The 21616-nt window shown below is 63.3% G+C and carries 18 protein-coding genes; 9 read left to right on the top strand and 9 right to left on the bottom strand.

The genetic code is table 11. The features are described from left to right. Positions 1-93 precede the first annotated feature (93 nt). From ABE456_RS11775 to ABE456_RS11750, 6 genes are all read left to right on the top strand, one after another. A complete protein-coding gene (locus ABE456_RS11775) occupies positions 94-1464 on the top strand; it encodes an oligosaccharide flippase family protein (protein WP_346644067.1) in 1371 nt (456 codons plus the stop codon). Between the two features lie 77 nt (positions 1465-1541). Then, the gene (locus tag ABE456_RS11770) at positions 1542-2522 is read left to right on the top strand and encodes a DUF535 family protein (protein ID WP_346644066.1); all 981 of its coding nucleotides are present in this window, start codon (positions 1542-1544) and stop codon (positions 2520-2522) included. A gap of 235 nt (positions 2523-2757) precedes the next feature. After that, positions 2758-3900: a hypothetical protein gene (locus ABE456_RS11765; protein ID WP_346644078.1), complete on the top strand. Its 1143-nt coding sequence runs from the start codon at positions 2758-2760 to the stop codon at positions 3898-3900. 33 nt (positions 3901-3933) lie between these two features. Continuing rightward, positions 3934-5049, top strand: coding sequence for a glycosyltransferase family 61 protein (locus ABE456_RS11760; protein ID WP_346644065.1), 1116 nt, complete (start codon positions 3934-3936; stop codon positions 5047-5049). Between the two features lie 125 nt (positions 5050-5174). Next, entirely contained in the window at positions 5175-5744 is a 570-nt protein-coding gene (locus tag ABE456_RS11755; RefSeq protein WP_346644064.1) for an SPOR domain-containing protein, read from the top strand. Positions 5745-6025: 281 nt separating this feature from the next. Beyond that, entirely contained in the window at positions 6026-6451 is a 426-nt protein-coding gene (locus tag ABE456_RS11750) for a GTP pyrophosphokinase (protein WP_346644063.1), read from the top strand. Between the two features lie 3 nt (positions 6452-6454). On the opposite strand, the gene ABE456_RS11745 is transcribed toward ABE456_RS11750, so the two are convergent. Together ABE456_RS11745 and ABE456_RS11740 are read right to left on the bottom strand one after the other, a co-directional pair. Continuing rightward, complete coding sequence (locus tag ABE456_RS11745) at positions 6455-6697, bottom strand: DUF1654 domain-containing protein (protein WP_346644062.1); 243 nt, start codon at positions 6695-6697, stop codon at positions 6455-6457. A 186-nt stretch (positions 6698-6883) separates the two neighbouring features. Then, positions 6884-7591: a GntR family transcriptional regulator gene (locus ABE456_RS11740; protein WP_346644061.1), complete on the bottom strand. Its 708-nt coding sequence runs from the start codon at positions 7589-7591 to the stop codon at positions 6884-6886. 296 nt (positions 7592-7887) lie between these two features. Here ABE456_RS11740 and ABE456_RS11735 point away from each other — a divergent pair, with 296 nt between their 5' ends. The 3 genes from ABE456_RS11735 (at position 7888) to ABE456_RS11725 (ending at position 11244) form a co-directional block, all read left to right on the top strand. Then, positions 7888-9270 carry an FAD-dependent oxidoreductase gene (locus tag ABE456_RS11735; protein ID WP_346644060.1) on the top strand — a complete coding sequence of 461 codons (1383 nt, stop codon included), beginning with the start codon at positions 7888-7890 and terminating at the stop codon, positions 9268-9270. A 15-nt stretch (positions 9271-9285) separates the two neighbouring features. Further along, positions 9286-9636: a cupin domain-containing protein gene (locus tag ABE456_RS11730; protein ID WP_346644059.1), complete on the top strand. Its 351-nt coding sequence runs from the start codon at positions 9286-9288 to the stop codon at positions 9634-9636. A gap of 111 nt (positions 9637-9747) precedes the next feature. Beyond that, complete coding sequence (locus ABE456_RS11725) at positions 9748-11244, top strand: CoA-acylating methylmalonate-semialdehyde dehydrogenase (protein ID WP_346644077.1); 1497 nt, start codon at positions 9748-9750, stop codon at positions 11242-11244. A 163-nt stretch (positions 11245-11407) separates the two neighbouring features. Here ABE456_RS11725 and ABE456_RS11720 read toward each other — a convergent pair whose 3' ends face one another. The 7 genes from ABE456_RS11720 to ABE456_RS11690 form a co-directional block, all read right to left on the bottom strand. After that, entirely contained in the window at positions 11408-13405 is a 1998-nt protein-coding gene (locus ABE456_RS11720; protein ID WP_346644058.1) for a tetratricopeptide repeat protein, read from the bottom strand. Positions 13406-13428: 23 nt separating this feature from the next. Then, entirely contained in the window at positions 13429-14754 is a 1326-nt protein-coding gene (locus ABE456_RS11715; protein ID WP_346644057.1) for a hypothetical protein, read from the bottom strand. Between the two features lie 55 nt (positions 14755-14809). Further along, positions 14810-16462 carry an arylsulfatase gene (locus ABE456_RS11710; protein ID WP_346644056.1) on the bottom strand — a complete coding sequence of 551 codons (1653 nt, stop codon included), beginning with the start codon at positions 16460-16462 and terminating at the stop codon, positions 14810-14812. Between the two features lie 60 nt (positions 16463-16522). Further along, positions 16523-17503: a LuxR C-terminal-related transcriptional regulator gene (locus ABE456_RS11705; RefSeq protein ID WP_346644055.1), complete on the bottom strand. Its 981-nt coding sequence runs from the start codon at positions 17501-17503 to the stop codon at positions 16523-16525. Between the two features lie 206 nt (positions 17504-17709). Further along, on the bottom strand, positions 17710-18816 hold the full coding sequence (locus ABE456_RS11700; protein WP_346644054.1) for a class II histone deacetylase: 1107 nt from the start codon (positions 18814-18816) through the stop codon (positions 17710-17712). A 16-nt stretch (positions 18817-18832) separates the two neighbouring features. After that, positions 18833-19990: an MFS transporter gene (locus ABE456_RS11695; protein ID WP_346644053.1), complete on the bottom strand. Its 1158-nt coding sequence runs from the start codon at positions 19988-19990 to the stop codon at positions 18833-18835. A 279-nt stretch (positions 19991-20269) separates the two neighbouring features. Then, a complete protein-coding gene (locus tag ABE456_RS11690; RefSeq protein ID WP_346644052.1) occupies positions 20270-21565 on the bottom strand; it encodes an FAD-binding oxidoreductase in 1296 nt (431 codons plus the stop codon). Positions 21566-21616: the final 51 nt, after the last annotated feature.

Genomic DNA, 21616 nt, shown 5'->3' with positions numbered 1-21616 from the left:
GCAGGGCGATTTCACGCGTTGCAGGCTGCCTCGTAGTCGCATGGCGATTTGCGACTATAGTGAGTCTCTAGCGATGGGTTCAGAGATGCGGCTATGCCTTCGATTGATGTGTCGCGTCCCTTGAGCCTGCGCAAACGGGCCATGTGGGCCAGCGCGTTAAATCTTCTCGCCGTCTTCGCTTCCCAGGCCATGCGCCTGGGCGGCAATCTGGTGATCACCCGCCTGCTTGTACCGGAAATGTTCGGCGTAATGGCCATTGCGACCACTGTTGCAGTGCTGCTGCAAATGCTTTCCGATGTCGGGCTTCGGCCGAACGTGATTCAGAGTTCGCGAGGCGACGAACCACTGTTTCTCGATACGGTGTGGACCCTGCAAATCATCCGTGGGTTTGTGCTGTTCCTGCTGACGTTGCTTTTGGCCCTGGGGGCTCAGTTCACGCAGTACATCCAACTGTGGCCGGCCCATTCCACCTACGCCGCCCCAGAACTGCCGATGGTGCTGGCTTTGTCAGGGTTCGCCGCAGTCATTTACGGTTTCCAGTCGCCCAAGGTCGACGTGGCCATTCGTATCTTCCAGCAGAAGAGGGTGGTGATCGCCGAACTGATTGCGCAGTTTGTCGGCTTGATAGTGATGCTCGTCGCAGGCTATCTCACCCGTTCCATCTGGTCATTGGTAGCATCGGGCCTGGTGAGCACACTGGTTTTCACGGCCCTCAGCCACCTGGTTTTCCAGGGGCCGCGCAACCGCCTGCAATGGGACCCGGCCACGCTGCGCGAGGTGTTCGATTACGGCCGCTGGATCTTGTTGTCGTCTTCCGTCGGGGTGCTGGCGATGCAGGGCGACCGGATCTGGTTCGGCGGCAGTATGTCGACCTCGGAACTGGGGGTCTATTCCATCGCCGTCTCCATCCTGGGAGTCATTCAGTCGGTGCTGCAGCGGCTGGCAGGGGCGGTCGCCTTGCCGGCCTTCAGCGAGGCGACCAGAAGTGGCGATCAAGAACGGGTGCGCAGCCTCTACTACCGCTCCAGGATGCTGTTCGACCTGACCTCGCTGTTTGCTTGCGGCTTTCTGCTAACCGCCAGCCCGCTGATGATCAGTTGGCTCTATGACGCCCGTTATGCTGGTGCCGGCAATACCATCGCCATTCTTTCGCTTTCGCTTTTCACCTTGCGCTACACGCTGGCGCACCAGCTCTGGCTGGCCATGGGGCTGACCAAATACGTGGCGCTGGACAACGTTATCCGGGTCGTTTCGCTGTTCGTCCTGCTGCCGGTGCTTATGGCTATCGGTGGCGTGACCTACGCTATCTGGGGCGTGGCCCTGCATACCTACTTCACGCTTTTGCTGATTTTCCAGGTCAACCGCCAGCTGGGGCTGCTAGACCTGAAACGCGAGTTTGTCGTACTGCCTGCCCTGCTGGTCGGCTACTTGTTCGGCGAAATGGTAACCAGGCTGTTCGCCTGAGCGAGCCGGGAAGGCGCGGACAGGTGAGCGCGTAGCCGGGTGGATACACTGTGCTGTGAATGAGGACGAGAGACGGCATGATCTATAAAGCGATAGTGAAAAGCGTATTTGTCCTGCATCCGGGCTATTCGCTGCGGGCCTTGCGCAACAAGCTCCGGCTGACGCTGCTGATTGCACGTAATTGGCCCGGGCTTAAAGGTTACCTGGAGCGCCTGTGCAATACCCTTGGCCGCGAAAGGTTCCAGCGCCTGGGGGAGGACTGCATCGGCCTTGTGCAGTGGCCCTACATCAGCAAGTCGTGGGCGGCGCCGGCCCGTTTCGAGGCGCTGGCTTCGCACTATGAGGTGGTCACTCAATGCTGCCAGCCGTTATTGCTCCTGGGCCGGGACGACACCCTGCTGCTGGCTGATTTGAACCCGCATTCCCCCAATTGCACCCTGGTGCTGGACCGGGCGTTTTGGTTCATGCGTGAGGGGGAGCTGGTACTGAACCTGTTCCAGGGTGAGTTGCGTGTCGCCTCGCTGGCCTTCACCCTGTCGCGCTCGGAGCACGGGGTGTGCATGTTCATCGGTGCGGTACAGGGCATCCACAAGGGCGTGGACAGCGAAACGTCACTGAATATCTACCGGGAATTGACCAAGGACTTCGAAGGGCTGCGCCCCAGGAGCCTGCTGATCGAGGCCGTCAGGCATATCGCCCAAGGGCTTGGTGTGACAAGGCTCTATGCCATTGGCGACAGCTACCGTCACCATCGCCACCCCTATTTCGGCAAGGAGAAGTCCCAGGAGTTGCTGGCCAATTATGATGTCATCTGGCAGGAGCATGGGGCGTTGGCGTCCGAGCGCGAGGACTTCTTCAGCATCCCCCCGGTCGTTCCCCGGCCGCCCCTCGAGCAGATAGCCGCCAAGAAGCGCGCGATGTATCGCCGACGCTATGAGCTGCTGGATGGAATATTCGCGCAAATGGACAGCGTCGTGCGCCATCAGGCGACGGTCCGTGGCGCAGAGGTGCCGGGCTCGCGGGTGGAGGCGCGCCCTGAAAACACGTTGGTCAGGTAAGCCGTTGTAACGTTTCGCTATATCCACAATAAAAAAAATTGGCGCCATAAAACATACAGCTATCAAGGAGTATTCACTGAATAATCAATGATTAAGCGTATCTTGACAGATCATTTTTGCGCATCTTTAATCGTTTTGTATCGGTCAGCCTAAGGCGTTTAAGTGCTAAAGGTGATTGGGTGTTTATTTGACAACGCTTATCGCTTGTTACCTGGGTAAACTCCAAGGATTGAAAATGAGAGAACACATCCGCAAGCTCATAACGCCGTCGATGCGCTTCGAAATAAGAAAGTTCTTCACTTGGACCCAGGACATAATGGATCGTGCCTGTCTATGGCGTTGGGAAATCGCCAGGTTCCGGCTACAGACAAGTAACGACTACGAAGTCCTTTATGTCGGCAGAAAGAGCCGCAAGGAAATGGCCAAGCTGCTCATCGGCGGTAAACCCGAGGCCGATGCCAAACCCGGCGATGGCCAGCAACAGCCCAACGGCGCGTCGCATGTGGTGATGATCAGCGAGATGCCCAGTGCAGGTGTGCTGTATGTGCCCCATTACCTGAGTGCAATCATCCCCCTGGGGCGCCCGCTGGAGGAGATCATTGCACGCTACGACGGTGAGCTGCGGCGCAATATCCGCAAATGCCGGCCGTTGTACCGCATGCAGCAAGTGCTGACAGACGAGGACATCGCCAAGGCCGACCGGGAGATGCTGCAGCCTTATGCCCAGGCGCGGCATGGCCTGTATGCCAAGCAATTCGACTCGCAGGAAGTGTTGCGCATTGCCAAGACCGTTGGCCGGCTCGACCTGATCATGCAAGGCGATGAAGTCGTCGCCTGCCATTTTGGCTGCGTGATTACCCGGGGCGGGAAGCGCTACTGGAGCACGCTTCGCTTTGGCTACCCAGAGGCGGTCTTCAACGACCCCAAACGCCTGCGCGAAGTCAACTCGATCACCACCTTCATGGCCCTGGAGTGGGCCATCGAGCAGGGGTTTGATTACTACGATATCGGCCAATGCCTGGCCCGCCCGGACGATGGGCTTTTGAAATGGAAGCGCCGGCGCGGCGGAGACGTGGATACCTTGGGCAACCAGGCCTATATGTTCGTCCGGTTGCCAAAAACCGGCATCGCCAAGTTCCTCTGGGAGTTCCCGTTGTTTGCCGTCGAGGGCAACAAGCTCACACTTCACCTGGGCCTGCCGGATGGGCCAAGTGACGAGGAAATCGTCGACCGCTACCGCGAGATGGTCTTCGGCGGTTTGTTCAAGATATACATTCATTGTGCAAAAGCGCCTGGCGAACTGCTGTTGGAGAACCTGCGCGATCGATATGCCCACTTTCAGTCTCCGCCCATTCTGGAAAAAGTGTCGTCCAACTGAGCGTGGAAGTTAGCCTTTCAATGAGGGCGCTTTATGAACAACAATTTTTCGGATGTCGGCACGAAAGGAGCCAACCGCAAAATCTGGAGCTTGGCTGCCTACAAATTCCTCGCAAGAAAGCGCCTGGGGCACCAGCAATCGGAAAACTTGAAGAGCCTTGCGGTCAAAACCTGGGATATCGCGCCGGCTGAGGTCACCCCGGCGCCCCCTGCTTTCTTCCTGCCAAACCAGTTGGAGCGAGTGACCGGCTGGGAAGCAGCACGTTTCTTTCCCTTCGAGCATCCACGCCGCACCATGGAAGGGCTGGGCAGCGTGGCACAACGCCCTACCAGGGGCTACCTGATCAAGGACGTCATGTTGATCGATGGGGCTCTGTATAAAGACAACGCCAGCTTCTGGCTGTCTGACCGGCCCAGTCGCTTGCCACGGATCGTCGTGGAACAAGAGATCGAACGGGGGGCCGCTTACTGTTCACGTTACGGCAACCGTTGGTTCGGTACCTGGCTTGCCGAGGACTGCGTAACCTATGCATTGGCCTGTAACGAAGGGGTGCCGGTGACCACGGCGCCCTCGAGCAGGTTCCCCCTTTTCACCCAAGCCCCAGGCTACGAGGACTGGCTTGGCATGCAACCGCTTCGGCTGCACAGTGCCTTCTTTCGCGAATTGGTGCTGTTCGACGACTCCAGCCACAACCGCAACCAGTCCCTGCGTTACCGCGCCATGGGCCAGAAGCTGCTGTCGCGGGTGAACTACCAGTCTCACCCGGGGGTTTTCATCTTGCGGGGCTGCGCCGGAGACCTGCGCCTGCTGGACAATGAGCTGGAGATCGCCGACCACCTGGAAAAATACCGCGGCTTTCGCATCCTTGACCCGTTGAAGAGTGACCTTTCGACCATCGTGGCAACCTGTGCGGGGGCCAGGGTAGTGGTGGGCGTCGAGGGCAGCCAGCTCATCCACGGCGTCAATGTGCTAGCGCCCGGCGCGTCGGTGGTGACGCTGCAACCACCTAATCGCTTTGTCTGCTTCTACAAGTACCTGACCGATCGCGACCAGCAGCATTTCGGCTTTGTGGTCGGCATACCCAATGGCAGCAACTTCCGCATCGACCTCAATGAACTGGAACGGACCTTGGACTTGATGCCGTCATGACGATGCGCAGCACGCCATGACTGCTCGCAGCGTAGGGCAATGGTTGCATGGTGTAACGTATGGTCGCGGTCCTTGCCCGAGACCGGCGTGCTAGAATCCGCGCCTTCGAATCTGGAGGTACACGCGTGCGCAAACTGGCTGTGGTAATGGCAGTGCTCGCCCTGGCGGGCTGTGAGAACGAGGTCGAAGGCGTGCACAAACAGGTGGCCGAACACCTGCACAACCCCAAGACCGCCAAGTTTGGCAACGTACGGATCGACACCCAGGGCACCATCTGCGGCCAGGTCCGCGGCAAGGATGATGCCGGGCAGTACGAGGCCTACCGCAGCTACGTGGCAATCAAGCGCGATGGCCAGTACGACATCATCGTCGACGACACCGGCAACAACCTGCGTATTCGCGAGATGTGCGGTGGCGCAGAGCTGCAGCGCCGCGCCGAGGCCCTGGCTGACCAGCCAGCACCACAAGGTTGGGATGTTGAAGTGATCCAGGGCGCCAACATGGGCGCGCTGAGCGACATGACCGCACGCTTGATCGAAAAGGGCATCCCGTCTTCGGTGGAATACCGCGACGGCAAGCCGGTGGTGCTGATGGGGCCGTTCCCGACCCGTGAAGAAGCACAGGCACGCAAGGACGAAGTGATGGCCAAGCTGGGCACCGATTCGGTCGTCATCCAGCACGGCGCAGCCCGCTAAAAATACAACCCGGTGGATGGGTTCGCGGCTAAAGCATTGCTCCCACAGGTACAGTGTCAACACAAAGCTAGCACAGTACCTGTGGGAGCGGGCGTGCCCGCGAAACAGGCGACGCGGTGGATGGCACCGGCTTTGCCGGTGTTCGCGGGCTAGCCCGCTCCCACAAGATTGCGCAAGCCTTCAGATTTTGAGCAGGGCAGTTGCACTTATGCTTGCGTTGAACATTGTTCACACAAGTTTGGCTATGCTTGAGTTGGGAGATGCTGAATGGGGAGGGCCTCATGTCTACACTGGAGCGGGCCATTGCCGTGGCCGCCAGGGCGCATGAAGGGCAATACGACAAGGGTGGGGCGGCTTATATCCTCCACCCGTTACGCGTGATGATGCGGGTTTCCACGCCGGAACAACGGATTGTCGCGGTGCTTCACGATGTGATCGAAGACACCCCGACGACCTTGTCTGACCTGGCGCGCGAGGGCTTCGCACTGAAAATTCTTGCCGCTTTGCTGGCGCTCAGCCGTCGTGAGGGTGAGGCCTACCAGGATTTCGTGGTGCGCCTGGGCGGTGACCCGCTGGCGCGCACTGTCAAGTTGGCCGACCTGGCCGACAACAGCGACCTTTCGCGTATTCCTTGCCCAGGCCCCGCCGATTTGGCGCGGTTGGCCCGTTACAGGGAGGCCAGCGCCTATTTGCAGGCCTTGCCCTGACGCTCAGTCTTCCTTTGGTACGGTCCAGAAAATCTGCACGCCACCATCATCGCGATGGGCGAGGGTGACGTTGTCGTTTTCGGCAATTTCCTCTAGCAGGGTTTCCCAGTCTTCCGGGGTTTCCTGTTCCAGGCGGAAGATCAGCGCCGCCCGACTGCGCTGGGCGGTAGGGCTGTTGATGATCTTCTGGATGCGTATACCCAGTTGTTCATAGCTGCTCGGGGTGGCGGAGGCGGTGCTGGACACAGGCATTTCCTTGTTTTGCTGTATGCACATACAGTATTTCACTGTAAGTAATTTCGCAACAGCTTGTCAGGTGAAATCTGCGCTGCTCCTGCGGGAGTGGTCGTGTGTCGCGATTGGGGGTAGGCGTGCGGGTGGCAACAGGGCTGATAGGGTCAGCCCTGGCAAGGTGGGTGAGCGGCTTTGCGGTCAGACGATGGACATGCGCGCCGTAAGGTTCTGTTGCATGTAGTCGAGGAAACGGCGCTGGAAAAGCATGGTGTGCTCGTGCGCGGCGGCCTCGGCGGCGTCGGCATCGCGGGCGGCGATGGCTTCGATGATTTCATCGTGGTCGCGGCCCAGGCGGGTAGTGCTGGCTGAGCTGACCACGTGGTCGAAGTGCAGGTGCAGCAAGCGCTGGCCTTCGCCCAGCAGGCGCTCGTAGTAGCTGATGAAATAGGGGTTGCGCCCGGCGTGGGCAATGGCCATGTGGAAGGCCTTGTTCAGCTCGGACATGGCCTGGAAGTCGCCACTGGTCACGGCATTGAGGTACGCGGCGTCAGCTTTGCGGATGGCCACCAGGTCCTCATCACGGTGCTGGGTGGCGGCCAGGCGAGTGACCGCGCGCTGGATCAGGTCCAAGGCGGAGATGTAGTTGGGGAACTCCTCGATCTCGAACGGCGTCACCAGCGTGGTGCGGTTTGGCAGGATCACTACCAGGCCTTCGGTGATCAGGCGGGCGAGGGCATCGCGCACCGGCGAACGGGACAGGCCGAACTGCGCGGCCAGCGACACTTCGTCCAGCTGCACGCCGGGCTTGAGCTTGAGGGTGAGGATCTGTTTGCGCAGTTCTTCGTATATGTAGCGGCCGCTATGGCGCCGTGGTGCGCCTTCGGTTTCGTTGTCTTTGGCCATCATCAGGACTCTTTTGGGCTCGGTCATATCATACAGGCCGACCCTTGTAATTTTCATCCCGGGTTGTCATGGCGCGGCCCAGGGCCCTTGCAGCAGTAGCCCGGCGTTGCGACGGGCTGTAATGCTGCCTCACATCTCACGGTCTTTCATACAATTGTACAGTTAACGGTTTGCAGCCTTGGAAACCGTCGATACCGCCCCCGGCCCACCCCGCATAACCTCTGGCTAACACGCACTGGTAACAACAGACAAAAGAAGCCCTCTTCACCAGTCGCAAATGCCAACGGGAAGCCAACAGCATGTCAGCGAAATCCGATTTGTCCCTGATACCCAATAAACCGCTGTGGTTTGCCCCCAGCGAGCCACGCGCCCGGCTGGATGGCGCAGCCGACGCCGATGTGGTGATCGTCGGTGCCGGGTACACGGGGTTGTGGACCGCTTATTACCTGCTCAAGAGCGACCCGTCGCTGCGCGTGGTGTTGCTGGAAAAGAACGCCGTCGGTTTCGGCGCCTCGGGCCGCAACGGCGGATGGGCCTCGGCGATTTTCCCGATCTCCCTGCACCGCGTGGAGCAGCTTTATTCGCACCAGGCGGCCTTGCAGCTGCAGGTGGCCATGAACGACACCGTCGACGAAATTGGCCGGGTGCTGGCGCTGGAAGGTATTGACGCCGATTACGCCAAGCAAGGCTTCCTGTCCCTGGCCCGCAGCGCCCCGCAGCTGGCCCGGGCACGTGCTGCGGTGGAGTCTTCGGCGCGCTTCGGCCTGCCAGGCCAGTGGCAGGTGCTGGATGCGGCTGAGGCTCATGCCAGGACTGGCGCCCAAGGCACGCTGGGTGGCCTCTACACTGAGCACTGCGCGCTGATTCACCCCGGCAAGCTGGTCCGTGGCCTGGCCAGGTTGGTCGAAAGCATGGGCGCAAAGATCTACGAGCAGTCGGCAGTTACCCAGATGGCCCCTGGCGTAGTGCACACCGAGCGCGGCTCGGTACGTGCCGACATGACCGTGCGTGCCACCGAGGCATTCACCTCGCAGCAGCCGGGCAAATCGCGGTTCGTCATCCCGCTGTATTCGCTGGTGCTGGCTACCGAGCCACTGCCGCCAGAGCTGCTAAGTCAACTCCACCTTGATCATCGGATGGCCTTCAACGACATGCGCCACCTGCGCGTCTATGGCCAGGTCACTGCCGAAGGCCGGCTGGTGTTCGGCGGTCGTGGGGCACCCTACAAATGGGGTTCGGTCATGCCCGAGCAGGCCGACCTGGTGGACAGCATCCACGGCAAGATCTACGACACCATGCTCGAGTTCTTCCCGGCCCTGCGCGATACCCGCGTCACCCACCGCTGGGGCGGGGCGCTGGGCGTCTCGCGTGACTGGTGCCCGACCGTCAGCATCGACCGCAACAACCGCATGGCCTGGGCTGGTAATTACGTCGGAGACGGCGTGGCCACCAGCAACCTCGCCGGGCGCATCCTGCGCAACCTGATTCTCGGGCGTGCGCAAGACATCAACACGCTGCCTTTGGTCAATCACCGCTCGCCGTCCTGGGAGCCAGAACCGCTGCGTTGGTTCGGTATAAACAGCGGCCTGGCCGCCGCGTCGTTCAGTGACATGGAAGAGCGCTACACCCACAAACCTTCACGTACCGCGATGCTGCTGGAAAAGCTCACCGGCGCCCATTGATAAGGAGAAACCGCCATGCCTTCGTTCACCATCATCAAGCACGCCGACATCAAGGCCCTGCCACTGACTGCCGCCGGCCAGCGCGCCGGCGCCGACCGGGGCGACCCGCAGATCGCCATCAGCAAGCAGGCGCCAGAGGCGGTCGGCAACCTCGGCGTGTGGGAGTGCCAGCCAGGCGGCTGGCCGGTGGTCGACCGCCCTGACACCGAGTTCACCTACATCATCTCGGGCAAGGCGCTGCTCACCGATGACAGCAGCCAGGAAGTGGTGGAAGTGACTGGCGGCGACCTGATCATCCTGCCACCGGGCTGGACTGGCCGTTGGGATGTGCTGGAAACCGTGCGCAAGGTTTACGCCATCTACTGATGCACCACCGGGCCCTGTGCCTTGCTCAACATTTGAAACCTGACGCGCTCCCACAAGGGGAGAGACGCTATAACAATGAAACACGGGAAAACTACAATGCCCCAAACCATCATGAACTGGATCTCCGGCGCTCAGGCCGAGACCACCAGCGGCCAGCAACTGCCGGTATACAACCCGGCCACTGGCGTAGTCACCGGCCAGGTGCAGCTCTCTGCGCAGAAAGACGTGGACGCCGCCGTAGCCTCGGCCAAGGCTGCTTTCCCGGCCTGGAGCAACCTTTCGCCACTGCGCCGCGCGCGGGTGCTGAACAAGTTCCTGGCGCTGCTCAACGAGCACCGTGACGACCTGGCCCGCATGATTACCGCCGAACACGGCAAGGTGTTCACCGACGCCCAGGGTGAGGTGATGCGCGGCATCGAAATCGTCGAATTCGCCTGCGGCGCGCCACAGCTGCTGAAAACCGATTTCACCGACCAGGTCAGCACCAATATCGACAACTGGACCCTGCGCCAGCCGCTGGGCGTGGTCACCGGTATAACCCCGTTCAACTTCCCGGTGATGGTGCCGATGTGGATGTTCCCGGTCGCTCTGGCCACCGGCAACACCTTCGTGCTCAAGCCGAGCCCGCTGGACCCGAGCCCGAGCCTGTTCATCGCCGAGCTGCTGAAGCAGGCCGGCCTGCCGGATGGCGTGTTCAACGTGGTGCAAGGCGACAAGGACGCGGTCAATGCGCTGATCGAGCACCCGGATGTGCAGGCAGTGTCGTTCGTCGGCTCCACCCCGATCGCCAACCACATCTACGAGACCGGCGCCCGCCACGGCAAGCGCGTGCAAGCCTTGGGCGGCGCGAAGAACCACTTGGTGGTGATGCCTGATGCCGATATCGACCAGGTGGTCGATGCGCTGATTGGTGCGGCCTACGGCTCTGCCGGCGAACGTTGCATGGCAATCAGCGTGGCTGTGTTTGTAGGTGATGAAACCGCCGAAAAAGTCATGCCCAAGCTTGTCGAACGTACCCGCGAGCTGAAGGTGCTCAACGGCACCAACCTGGAAGCCGAGATGGGCCCGATCGTCACCCGTGCGGCACTGGAGCGCATCACCGGTTACATCGAGCAAGGCGTGAAAGAGGGCGCCAAGCTGCTGGTCGATGGCCGCGGCTTCAATGGCCAGACCGCAGGCGAAGGTTGCGGCGACGGCTTCTGGCTGGGTGGCACGCTGTTCGACAACGTCGCCCCGGACATGCGCATCTACAAGGAAGAGATCTTCGGCCCGGTACTGGCTTGCCTGCGGGTCAAGGACTTTGCCGAAGCGGTGGACCTGATCAACGCCCACGAGTTTGGCAATGGCGTGAGCCTGTACACCCGCGACGGCCATATCGCCCGTGAGTTCGGCCGCCGTATCCAGGTAGGCATGGTCGGTATCAACGTACCAATTCCGGTGCCGATGGCCTGGCATGGTTTTGGTGGCTGGAAGAAGAGCCTGTTCGGCGACATGCATGCCTACGGCGAGGAAGGGGTGCGCTTCTACACCAAGCAGAAGAGCATCATGCAACGCTGGCCGCAAGCCATTGCCAAAGGTGCAGAGTTTGCCATGCCGACCAGCCACTAAGGCCTTCGGCTAGCTGAAAACAAACAGCCCCGCCCACGCAGCGGGGCTGTTTGCATTTATGCAGGTGTTGGGGGAACTGTGAGAGCGGGTTTACCTGCGAACACCGGCAGAGCCGGTGCCATGCACCGCATTGGATTCTTCGCGGGCATGCCCGCTCCCACAGTCAAGGCATGAGTTGTGCCGCTGGTAACTGCGCGAGCAATGCGTGGGCAGGAGCATAGTCGCGGTGTTTTTCCAGCAGCTCCCGTGCCCCTGCCTGGTCTTTGCGTTCCAGCATGGCTACGGCCAGCGCATAGGCATACCTCGCATCCCGTGGCGCCAGCCGCACGGCTTCGCCCAAGGCCACAAACGCCTCCTGCGGCGCGCCTTGGCGCACGCACAACAGGCCCAGCGCATACTGCAATTGTGCTGCCTCAGGATGTGCAGCAATCGTGGCATTCAGCACCTGCCGGGCCTCTGCCGGGCGACCGTGCGTTTGCAGCCAGTCGGCCAGCATCATCGGTGCTGGCAGGAAGTGCAGGTCGCGCACCATGGCCAGGCGCAACTGCGCTTGCACCTCGGCATCGCGCCCCAGTGCCCGGTACAGGCGGGCCAGGTTGACGTGGGCTTCGGCCCGTTCGGCCAGAGCCAGCTGGGTTTGTTCATACTCTTCACTGGCTTTCAGCCAGGCTGCCTGCCACGCCGGGGCACGCGGTGCATCGAGCAACTGGCCGACGGCAGCCAGGCGCACGGCCTTGATCGGGTCGCCCAGGCGTGGCCCCAGTAACGCCCATTGCCCTGGCACCAGGCTGTCCACTGCCTGCACCGCCGCCACCCGCACCTGCGGGTCAGGGTTGGTCAAAGCCTGCCGGGCACGCTCGAAGCCAGCCCTGCTCGGGTAGGCCGGTAGTTCACCCAGCAATGTGGCAAGGCGAATGGCTGGTTGTGCGGGGTTGCTCAATTGCCGTAGCAGCGCTTCGTTGGCACCCGGCTGGCTTAGGCGGATGCCTGGCATGTCGGCGGCGTAGCTAGCGGGGCGAGCGGCCTGCCACAGGTTGAACAGTTCACTGACTTTCTGGCCGGGGCCGGGCAGGGTGAAGCCGTGGTCGTGGCGCAAGTCGTTGACCATGTACAGGCGCCCTGGCATGTGGCAATCGGTGCACGCGGAGCCAGCTGTCTGGTGATGCGCGGGGCTGTCGTAATCCTTGGCCTGCAGGCCGCTGCCGTCAACCCCTGGGTCATTGCTGCGCCCGGCCGGGTTGTGGCATTGCAGACACACGCCGTTGCCGGGGGCCTTGAGCCGGGTGCTGTGTGGGTCGTGGCAGTTGGAGCAGCGCACGCCCTTTGCATACATGCGGCTTTGCAGGAAGGCGCCGTACTCGAACACCTCGTCCTTGATCTTGCCGTCATGCTCGTACAGGTCGGCGCTGAGTGTTGTCGGCAGGTAGCTGTCCAGTAGTGGTGCCCCTGGGGTGTCGCCGTCGCCCAGCGGCACCCGGCGTGAATGGCAGCGGGCGCAGGTTTCTACCTGGTTGCGGGCGGTGCCGGCGACCAGGGGACTGGTGAAGCCCGCGTGGGGTGTTGGCGGGCGCTCGCTCAGCCATTGCAGGTGCTCGCCGGCCGGGCCATGGCAGGCCTGGCAGGTCACGCCCAGCGCCTGCCAGTGCCCGTCGAAGCGGTCCTGTTGCGGCTGGTAATTGCGTTTGTAGCCGGTGCTGTGGCACTCGATGCACATGAAGTTGGCGTTCTGCCCGGGCTGGCTCCAGTGCAGCGGGTCGTTGAAGTCCACTCCTTGGCCGGGGTACAGCTCGAACCAGCGCTGCTTTTCGCTATCCCAGGCCACGCCCAAGGCCTGCAGGCGCCCACCTGGCATTTCCAGCAAGTACTGCTGCAGTGGTGCGACGCCGAAGGTGTAGGCCACCCGCCAATCACCCGCGCGGCCATCGGCCCCGATGGCGTTGACCCACCAGCCACCGGCCCGGCGAAAGAAACGGTAGCGTTCACGGTCACCGGTAAACCGCACGTTGGCGAAGTCGCCCAGCACGCTGGCGTCGCTGGGCACCTGCATTGCCAGTTGATGGTGTGAACCTTGCCAGGCTTGCACCTGGATGGCGTGGCAGCTGCCGCAGGTGGTTTCGTCCGCCCAGTCGGCGGCAGTGGCGAGGCTGCTGGCCAGGGCCATGAGCAAGAATATCCAGGGCATCGTCAGAAGTTGTAGTAGAGCGTCAGTTGAGTGAACAGGGCCAGCTTGTCATCGCCCAGCTGCAGGCCGCCTTCGGCCGCCGAGTGCTCGGGTTTGTAGGCACTGAGCATGGGGAACAGCATCAGGTTGCGATTCACGTTCCAGTTCAGGTACAGGTCCAGTTCTTGGCCGCTGTAGTCGCCCAGGGCTTTGTCCAGTGTGCGGAAGCGGAAGTACTGTACCCCAAGCTTGAGGGTGGGTTGCGGGGTCAGGCTCAGGTTGAGCATGTCGATGGCCGCATTGCGCTTGAAAGGCCCGGCGAAGTTGGTGGCGGTGGAGCCCTGTTGCCAGGTGCCGGGGCCGCGGTTCCAGCCGGAGAACAGCGAGTCGTAGTTGGCCGAATAGCGCGTGTGGCGTGCGGACAGGTAGGGTTGCCAGGGAGCCTGGTAGAAGGTCCAGCCCGCTTCAGCGTACCAGGCGTTTTCGTTACCGCTGCGCTTGTCTTGCCAGGCGTATTCGCCAGACAGGAACAATGGGGTAATGCCAGCATCGGTCTTGCCGCGCAGGCTCCAGGTACGCAGGTCGTCGCGGTCTCGCTGGGCGGCGTTGACCGCGAAGCGTTCTTCGATGTCCAGCACCTTCACGGCGGTGAGGCCGACCGTGGTGCCGGCAGCGACATGTTCGAGGGTGGCCGCGCCCAGCTCCATCTTGCTGCGGAATGGGTTGTCCGACTTGAGCCACAGCAGGTCGCTGCGCCAGCCTTGGTTGCCGCCGACATGTGCCACCAGGGTGCGGTGAAAGGCGTTGCGCGCCGACAGGTAGTAGGTGCCGCCGCGGTCGTACAGGCCGCCGGCAAAACTGTCACCCATCATGGTGCCGTCGCCGTTGATGATGAAACCGTCACCCAGCGGCACCTTCTGGCTACCGAGCGACAGGTCCAGGCCGTTCTGGCCAAGGGCCGGGAACAGGCTGCCGGAGCGCCAGCCGAGGTAGGCCTTGTCCAGGGCGGTTTCGCGTTCGCTGCCGTCGCTGTACAGCGCGGCATCGCCGTCGCCGAAGGTGCCGTAGCTGGCTAGGTTGAAGGCGCCGTAGACAGTGCTGTCGCTGTGCGCCAGGCGGTGCTCGCCGCTCAGGCCATAGCGAATATAGGCTTCCTGCCAATACGAATGGCCGGGCTTTTGCGGACCTGCCACGTAGTTGTGATCGCTGTACAGCCACGAGGCTGCCAGTTGCACGTCGAGGTTGAGCGTGTTGCGGTCATCGGCGATCAGTTGCAGGGCGTGGGCATTCTGGGCGCAATAGCCCAGCAGCGCGCCAGCCAGTAGCCGGCACGAAGGTGTCAGTGGCATAGCGGTGCATCCTCGGCAGGGGGAGGGCCCGTCCGGGCGGACGGGCCAGGCAGGGTCACTTCACGCAGCGGTCGTACAGGCAGTTTTCGTAGGTGTACTTGTAGCGCACTGGGGCATCGACCACGCCGTTGTGCTGGGCATAGCGGCCCCAGGCAGCGGCCAGTTCCGCAGTTTTTTCCGGGTAGCGCGCCGACAGGTCGTGCAGGGTGCTGGGGTCGTTGGCCAGGTCATACAGTTCCCAGTGGCCGCTGCCGTAAGGCGGAGCCTGCATCTGTACGCTCCAGTCGCCCTTGCGCAGCGAGCGCCGGCCGTACAGCTCCCAGCCCAGCTCGCGCTGTGGCTGTGCGCTGGCGTTGGCCAGCCCGGCGAGCATCGAACGGCCCTGCAAGGGCAGCAGCGCGCGGTCGGCGTAGCGCTCGGGGTAGTGCACGCCAGCCAGTTCCAGTACCGAAGGCATCAAGTCCATGGCATGGAACAGCCGGCTGTTGACCTGGCCGGCCTTGACCATTTTCGGGTAGCGGACGATGGCCGGCACGTTGATGCCGCCACGGCTGGTAAAACCCTTGAAGTACGGGAACGGCGTGGCGCTGACCTGGCCCCATTGCGGGCCCAGGGTCAGGTAGGAGCCCTTGCGGCCCATATTGGCCGGGCCGTTGTCGAAACTGGCGCGCACCCAGTCGGCAATCTCCAGACCGGCCGCAGTGGTACCTTCGGCGCCGTTGTCGGACATGAACAGGATAAAGGTGTTGTCCAGCTCGCCGGTCTGCTTCAGGTAGTCCAGCACGCGGCCGATGTTGTGGTCGAGGTTGTCGATCATCGCCGCGTAGATTTCCATGGTGCGCGCTTGTTCCTGGCGCTGCGCCGGGGTCAGCTCGTCCCAGCTGGGCAGGGCGTTGCGCATTGGCACGTTGGCGCTGGTACCTGCGGGCAGCAGGCCTTGGGCCTGCATGCGCGCCAGGCGGGCCTGGCGGATGGCCTCATAGCCTTTGTCGTACTGGCCGCGGTACTTGTCGATGTACTGCTCGGGTGCCTGCAGCGGCCAGTGCGGTGCGGTGTAGGCCAGGTAGGCGAAGAACGGCTTGCCGTCACGCTTGCCCTGTTTCAGGTAATCGAGCATCTGCTCGGTGTACAAGTCCGAAGAGTAGAACTGCGCCGGCAGTTGCGCGGGTTTGTCGTTGTCCAGGTAGCGTGCGGCATAGCCGGGGAACATTTCGGACAGGTCGACATGGCTGGCACCGCCCTGCACCAGGATGAACGACTGCTGGAAGCCGCGCGCGGCCGGGGTCTGCCCCGGGGCACCGCCCAGGTGCCACTTGCCGGTCATGTAGGTGTCGTAGCCGGCGGCGCCAAGCAGCTCGGCGATCGAGGCGACGCTGAAGTTCAGGTAGCCTTCGTAGCCAGGCTTGCCTTTCTGTTCGGGCTGCATGCCTTCGGCCATGGTGCCCAGGCCGGCCTGGTGGCTGTCGACGCCCGACAGCAGCATCGAACGGGTGACCGAGCAGGTAGGGCCGGCATAGAAGTTGGTCAGGCGCGCGCCCTGGTTGGCCAGGTCTTGCAGGGATGGCGTTTGTACTTCACCGCCAAACGGCTGGATATCTGAATAGCCGAGGTCGTCGGCAACAATCAACAGGATGTTCGGTTGCTTTTCAGCGGCCTGGGCCTGCCAGCTGAACAGGGCACCGACGGCCAGGGTCAGGAGCGTTCGCATACGGGGTTCCTTGCAAGGCAATTGTTGTTATCGGGCGTGAGGCGCGGCGAGTGCGTGGCTTCAACAGTCGGGTGCGTGCAGCAGGCGGGCGACGCGCACCTTGTCGTTGACGCCGAGCTTGGCGTAGATGGTGCGGATGTGGTGGCGCACAGTGTTGGGCGCCAGGCCCAGCTCGCGGGCGATTTCCTTGTAGGTCTGGCCGCGGCCGACGCTGCGGGCCACGTCGTACTCGCGCGGGCTCAGGCGCTGCAATGCGCTGCGCGCACGGCCAACCAGCACGAACGCGCCATCCACCTCGCTCATCTCGATGCGCAGTTGCTCAACGTCCAGCACACCGGGGCGCACGGCCATCGGCAGGGCCGGGCCGCTCCAGTTCGGCCAGCGGCTGCGGAGCATCTCGATGAAGCCGCTTTCGGCATGTTGCAGGATGCCGTGGCGATCGCACACGGCCAGGCCCAGGGTTTCCCGGTCGGCCAGCGATTCGCGCATCGCCAGCATGGCGCGGATCTGGTTGTTCGACATGGCGGCGACCAGGTGTGGCATGAGGCAGGTCAGCAGTTCGCAGTCGAACTGCGAGAAGCGCGGCAGGGCGGCGCTGCGGTACAGGGTGAGGTGCTCGGACAACTGGGTCACCGGGTCGACCACGATGATGCACAACAGCTCGCGGATGTCGTGGCGCATACCCAGCCAGCGCAGGCCGGGCGTGCTGTCGAGGCCAACGATCACTGCCTGGCCAGGGGCGGCGTGGACCTTGGCCACGGTGACGTCGTCGGTGCTGATCGATTGCCAGTCGGCGACATAGCTGGCCGGCAGGTTGAACACGGCGCAGCTGTGCTCATGCAGTTCACCGTCCACCGTTGCCGAGCGGCCCCACCAGGCCTTGTCGAAAGCCAGCAAGCCTTGCAGGCGCTCGAACATCTGGCCGTGGAACTGTTCGATGGAGCGGGCCTGGGCCAGTTGCTGGATACCCAGCACGGTCTGGCTGAACTGTTGCAGCAGGGCGGTGCACTGGGCTTGATGCGCGTAGTTGTCGCGGCTCATACGGTAAAACCTCGGTGTGCTTTTATTGTTGTTGTGCAATTCACGCAGGGATGGGCGGCCGCGCGCTGAGGCGTGGGCAGTGACCGTTCTGGTTGAGTCTGGGTAACCTCCGTAGGGGCGGCCATCCTGCAAATGCAGGATGGCGCCCGTCGCGGTCAAGCATCATGCCGTGCTGGCAGGCTGGGTCAAGGCCGTGGCAGCACGGGTCATGCCAGTTGCTGGCGCTGGGCATCCAGCAACTGGCGCTGGAAAGCCTGGAACGCGGCACTGGGCTGTTGCAGCTCGATGAAGTCGCGCATCGGGTCGCGCACCTCGGTGTGCTGTCCACTGAGCGCCTCTAGGGTTGCCAGGCCGCAAAACGGCACGTAGGCCTCGGCATAGCCGCCCTCGTGCACCAGCACCAGGCGCCCGTTGCACAAGCGCTGGGCCGTGTCGCGCAGCAGTTGGGTCATCTGGCGGAAGCTGTCGCTGTGCAGTTGCATGCGCGCCAGGGGGTCGACGGCATTGGCGTCATAGCCGCAGGCGACGATGATCAGCTCCGGCTCGAAGCGCTCCAGCGCCGGCAGCACCAGTTGCTGCATGGCATACAGGTAGGCATCGTGGCCGCTGCCTGGCAGCAGCGGAATGTTCAGGTTGCAGCCTGCCCCCGCGCCCGTGCCCCGGTCCTCGGCACCGCTGTAGCCGGGAGGGAAGCAGCCTTCCTGGTGCAGCGAGATGGTCAGTACATCATTGCGCCCGTAGTAGATCGACTGGGTGCCGTTGCCATGATGCACGTCCCAGTCCAGTACGGCGACCCGGCCCAGCCCGTGACGAGCCTTGGCCGCTTCGATGGCCACGGCGATGTTGTTGAGGAAGCAGAAGCCCATGGCCTGGTCGGCCAGGCAATGGTGCCCAGGCGGGCGCGACAGCGAGTAGGCGTTGTCGACCTCACCCAGCAGCACGGCTTCGACGGCGGCGGTGGCCAGGCCTGCGGACAGCGCGGCAATCTCGTAACTGCCAGGGCCAATGGGGGCGTCCTGGCCCAGCGAGCCGCCGCCCGCATCGCTCAGCGCCTTGAAGCGCGCCAGGTAGGCGGCGTCATGCACCCGCAGCAGGTCTTCGTGGCTGGCCGGCGCAGCGCTGCGTACTTGCAGCTGGCGGGTCAGGCCGCTGACGTCCATCAGGTTTTTCAGGCGGCGTTTGCTCTCAGGGGATTCGGCGTGGCCGGCGCTGGCGGGCGGCTGCACCCAGCCACCCACGGGCAGGGTCAGGGCGTGTGGGGCTGCGCTGTGCCACAGGCTCAGCTCGTCGAAGAAGAAGGCGGTTGATGTCATGGAGAGTGCTCGGTGGTCAAGGAAGGGTTTTGCCGCGATTGCGGCAGCAAAGAATCAGTAGCAGGGCCAATAGGCTCATGGCAGCACCGGCCAGCAGGCTTGAGCCGGCGCTGCCGGTGGCCTGCAGCATCTGCCCGGCGATGGCCGGGCCAGCGGCCAGGCCGGCGCCGATCATCAGGTTGATGGCGTTCATCAGCCGGCCGCTGCGGTCAAGGTCGGCTAGGGTGGCCAGTACCAGCGGCAGGACGAAGGTCCACATCAGCTTGAAGGCCATGGCGGCCAGGGCGAAACGGGCCAGCGGTAGCTGGCCGCGCAGGGCCAGGATCGCCGCGGCCAGCACAGCAAAGCCCAGCACCAGCAGGACATGTCTCGGCAGCCGGGCGCCAAGGCTGGCTGCCAGCGTTGCGCCGAGCATGCCCATCAGGGTTGCCAGGGCCAGCACTTTCCCGCTGGCGCTGCTGTCGATGCCTGAGGCCTCGGCGATGGCACCGATGAAAGTCCACACGCCGCTCAGGCTGAGGTAGAAGCACAGTACTGCGGCCAGCCCGAACAGGACCTTGCCCTTGTGCAGCGGTGCGTCAGCCTGTTGCCGTTGGGGCGTCAGCGAAACCGGGAAGGCGCGTGTCAGCGGCAAGGCCAGCAGTGCCAGTGCCGCCAGGCTGAGGTAGCAGACTGACAGGCCATGGCGTGCGAACATCCCGGGCAGCAGTGCCAGGCCCACAGCGCCGAGCACCAGTTGCCCGAGCAGCCACAACCCGTACACGCGGCTGGGGTTGGGCAGGCTGGCGGCGCTGGCCATGCACAGGATCATCAGCGAGCCGCCGCCCAGGGCGGTGACAAAGCGCAGCGCCAATAGCAGCGGGTAACTGGCCACGGTAGCGGAGGCGATGTTGCCAGCGATGAACAGCAGCGCTGCGAGGAGGGCGGCACGGCGTGGGGCGATGCGTTTCAGCCAATACCAGGCCGGCAGTGTTGCCAAGCTCATGGCGCCGAGTTCGGCGCTGAACAGCCGGCCTGTCTGCACGGGATCGAGTGCGAGCTGGCTGGCCAGTTGTGCGGCTACTGCAGGTGCGGTCATCAGCAGCGAGGGGGTGAGGGCGGCAAACACGACGATGGCGGCCAGACCGAGGCGGCTGGCGGGTAGCGCGGTGGTGGCATCGAGGGTGGTAGGCATGAGCCCGGGCTCCACTGTGGACAGGGAGCCAGTTTCGGCAAGCCGGCTGGCGGGTGGTATCCCGCAGATGAACCAGTGTGGCGGGTGCTACGCGGTCTGTGGGGGACCAACTGTCTGGTGCTGCCTGGAGTGGCCTCATCGCCGGCAAGCCGGCTCCCACAGGGGCAGCGCATGGCTTGAGGTCGATGCAGTCGAGGTGGTGCGGCTTTACCCGCGGACACCGGCGCAGCCGGTGCCATCCACCGCTTTGTATTCTTCGCGGCTAAAGAATCCCGTAGGTCAGGCGAAGCGCTCGAAGCGGTAGGGCGTCGGGTCGATCAGTGGGGCAGATTGACACACCAGGTCCGCCGCCAGTTGCCCGGCAGCCGGCGAGGTGCCGAAGCCATGCCCGGAAAAGCCGGTGGCCAGGGTCAGGCCGGGGATGCTGGCCACCGGGCCGATCACCGGGTTGGAGTCGGGGGTGACGTCGATCGTGCCGGCCCAGGCGCTGGCGATACGGGCCTGCCCGAACACCGGCCAGGCGGCCTTGAGGTTGCGCATGGCCTCGTTGTTGAGCGCCGGATTGGCCAGCGGGTCTTGTACCCGCACCCGCTCGAAGGGCGTGACATCGGTGGCCTTCCAGCGACGGGCCAGGGTCAGGTCCTTGAAGAAGTACTTGCCGAAGCTGATGCGCAGAAAGTCTCGCTGGGCACGCAGCTGCGGCAGGTAGCGCTTGCCCAGCAGCAGGTGATCAAGGGTAAGGAAGGCATCCAGCGCACCGCGCTGGGTGATGATGAAGCCGCCGTCCTTGTGCTTGCGGAAGGAAAAGTCCGGGGCACCGACAGCGATATCGGTCGGCCCGTCCATGGGCTCGGTGCGTAGCACGGAACAGGTCAGCGGCAACGTCGGCAGGTTGACGCCCAGGTTGCCGAGGAACTTGCGTGACCACAGGCCACCGGCCAGCAACACCTGGTCGCAACGGATTTCACCTTGCTCGGTGACTACCCCGCTGACACGCCCGGCAGCGGTAGCCAAGGTGCGCACCGCACAGTTCTCCACAATGACCGCGCCTTTGGCCATTGCCGCACGGGCGATGGCGCTGGCGGCCAGGGTTGGTTCAGCACGAGCGTCCGAGGGGGTGAAGATGCCACCCGCCCAATCCGCCTGGCCGCCCGGCACCATCTGGGCGATTTCACGCGCACTCAGCAGGCGCGAGTCCAGGCCCAGCGCCTCGACGCTTTTCAGCCAGCCTTCATGCATGCCCATCTGCGTGTCGTTGCGGCCGATGAACATGATGCCGGCCTGGCGATAGCCGACGTCGCTGCCCACCCGCCCGGGCATCTCGGCCCACAGCCGGTCGGCCGCCAGCGCCAGCGGGATGTCGTGGGCGTGGCGGTTGGTCTTGCGCACCCAGCCCAGGTTGCGCGACGACTGTTCGCCGGCGATGCGCCCCTTCTCCAGCACCACCACCGGGATGTTGCGTTCGGCGAGGGTCAGTGCGGCGGTGAGGCCGATGATGCCACCACCGATGATCACCACGGTGGTGGTGGCGGGGTGGTGGGCGCTGGTTTGCACAGGGGCGATCGTCGGAGACATGGCTTTACTCATTGTGGTTCGGGCAGGAGGAGTGCTCAGGGGCTGCCAGTG

The organism is Pseudomonas sp. TWI929 (assembly GCF_039673335.1).
GTDB lineage: Bacteria > Pseudomonadota > Gammaproteobacteria > Pseudomonadales > Pseudomonadaceae > Aquipseudomonas.
This window is presented reverse-complemented; position numbering and strand designations above follow the sequence as displayed.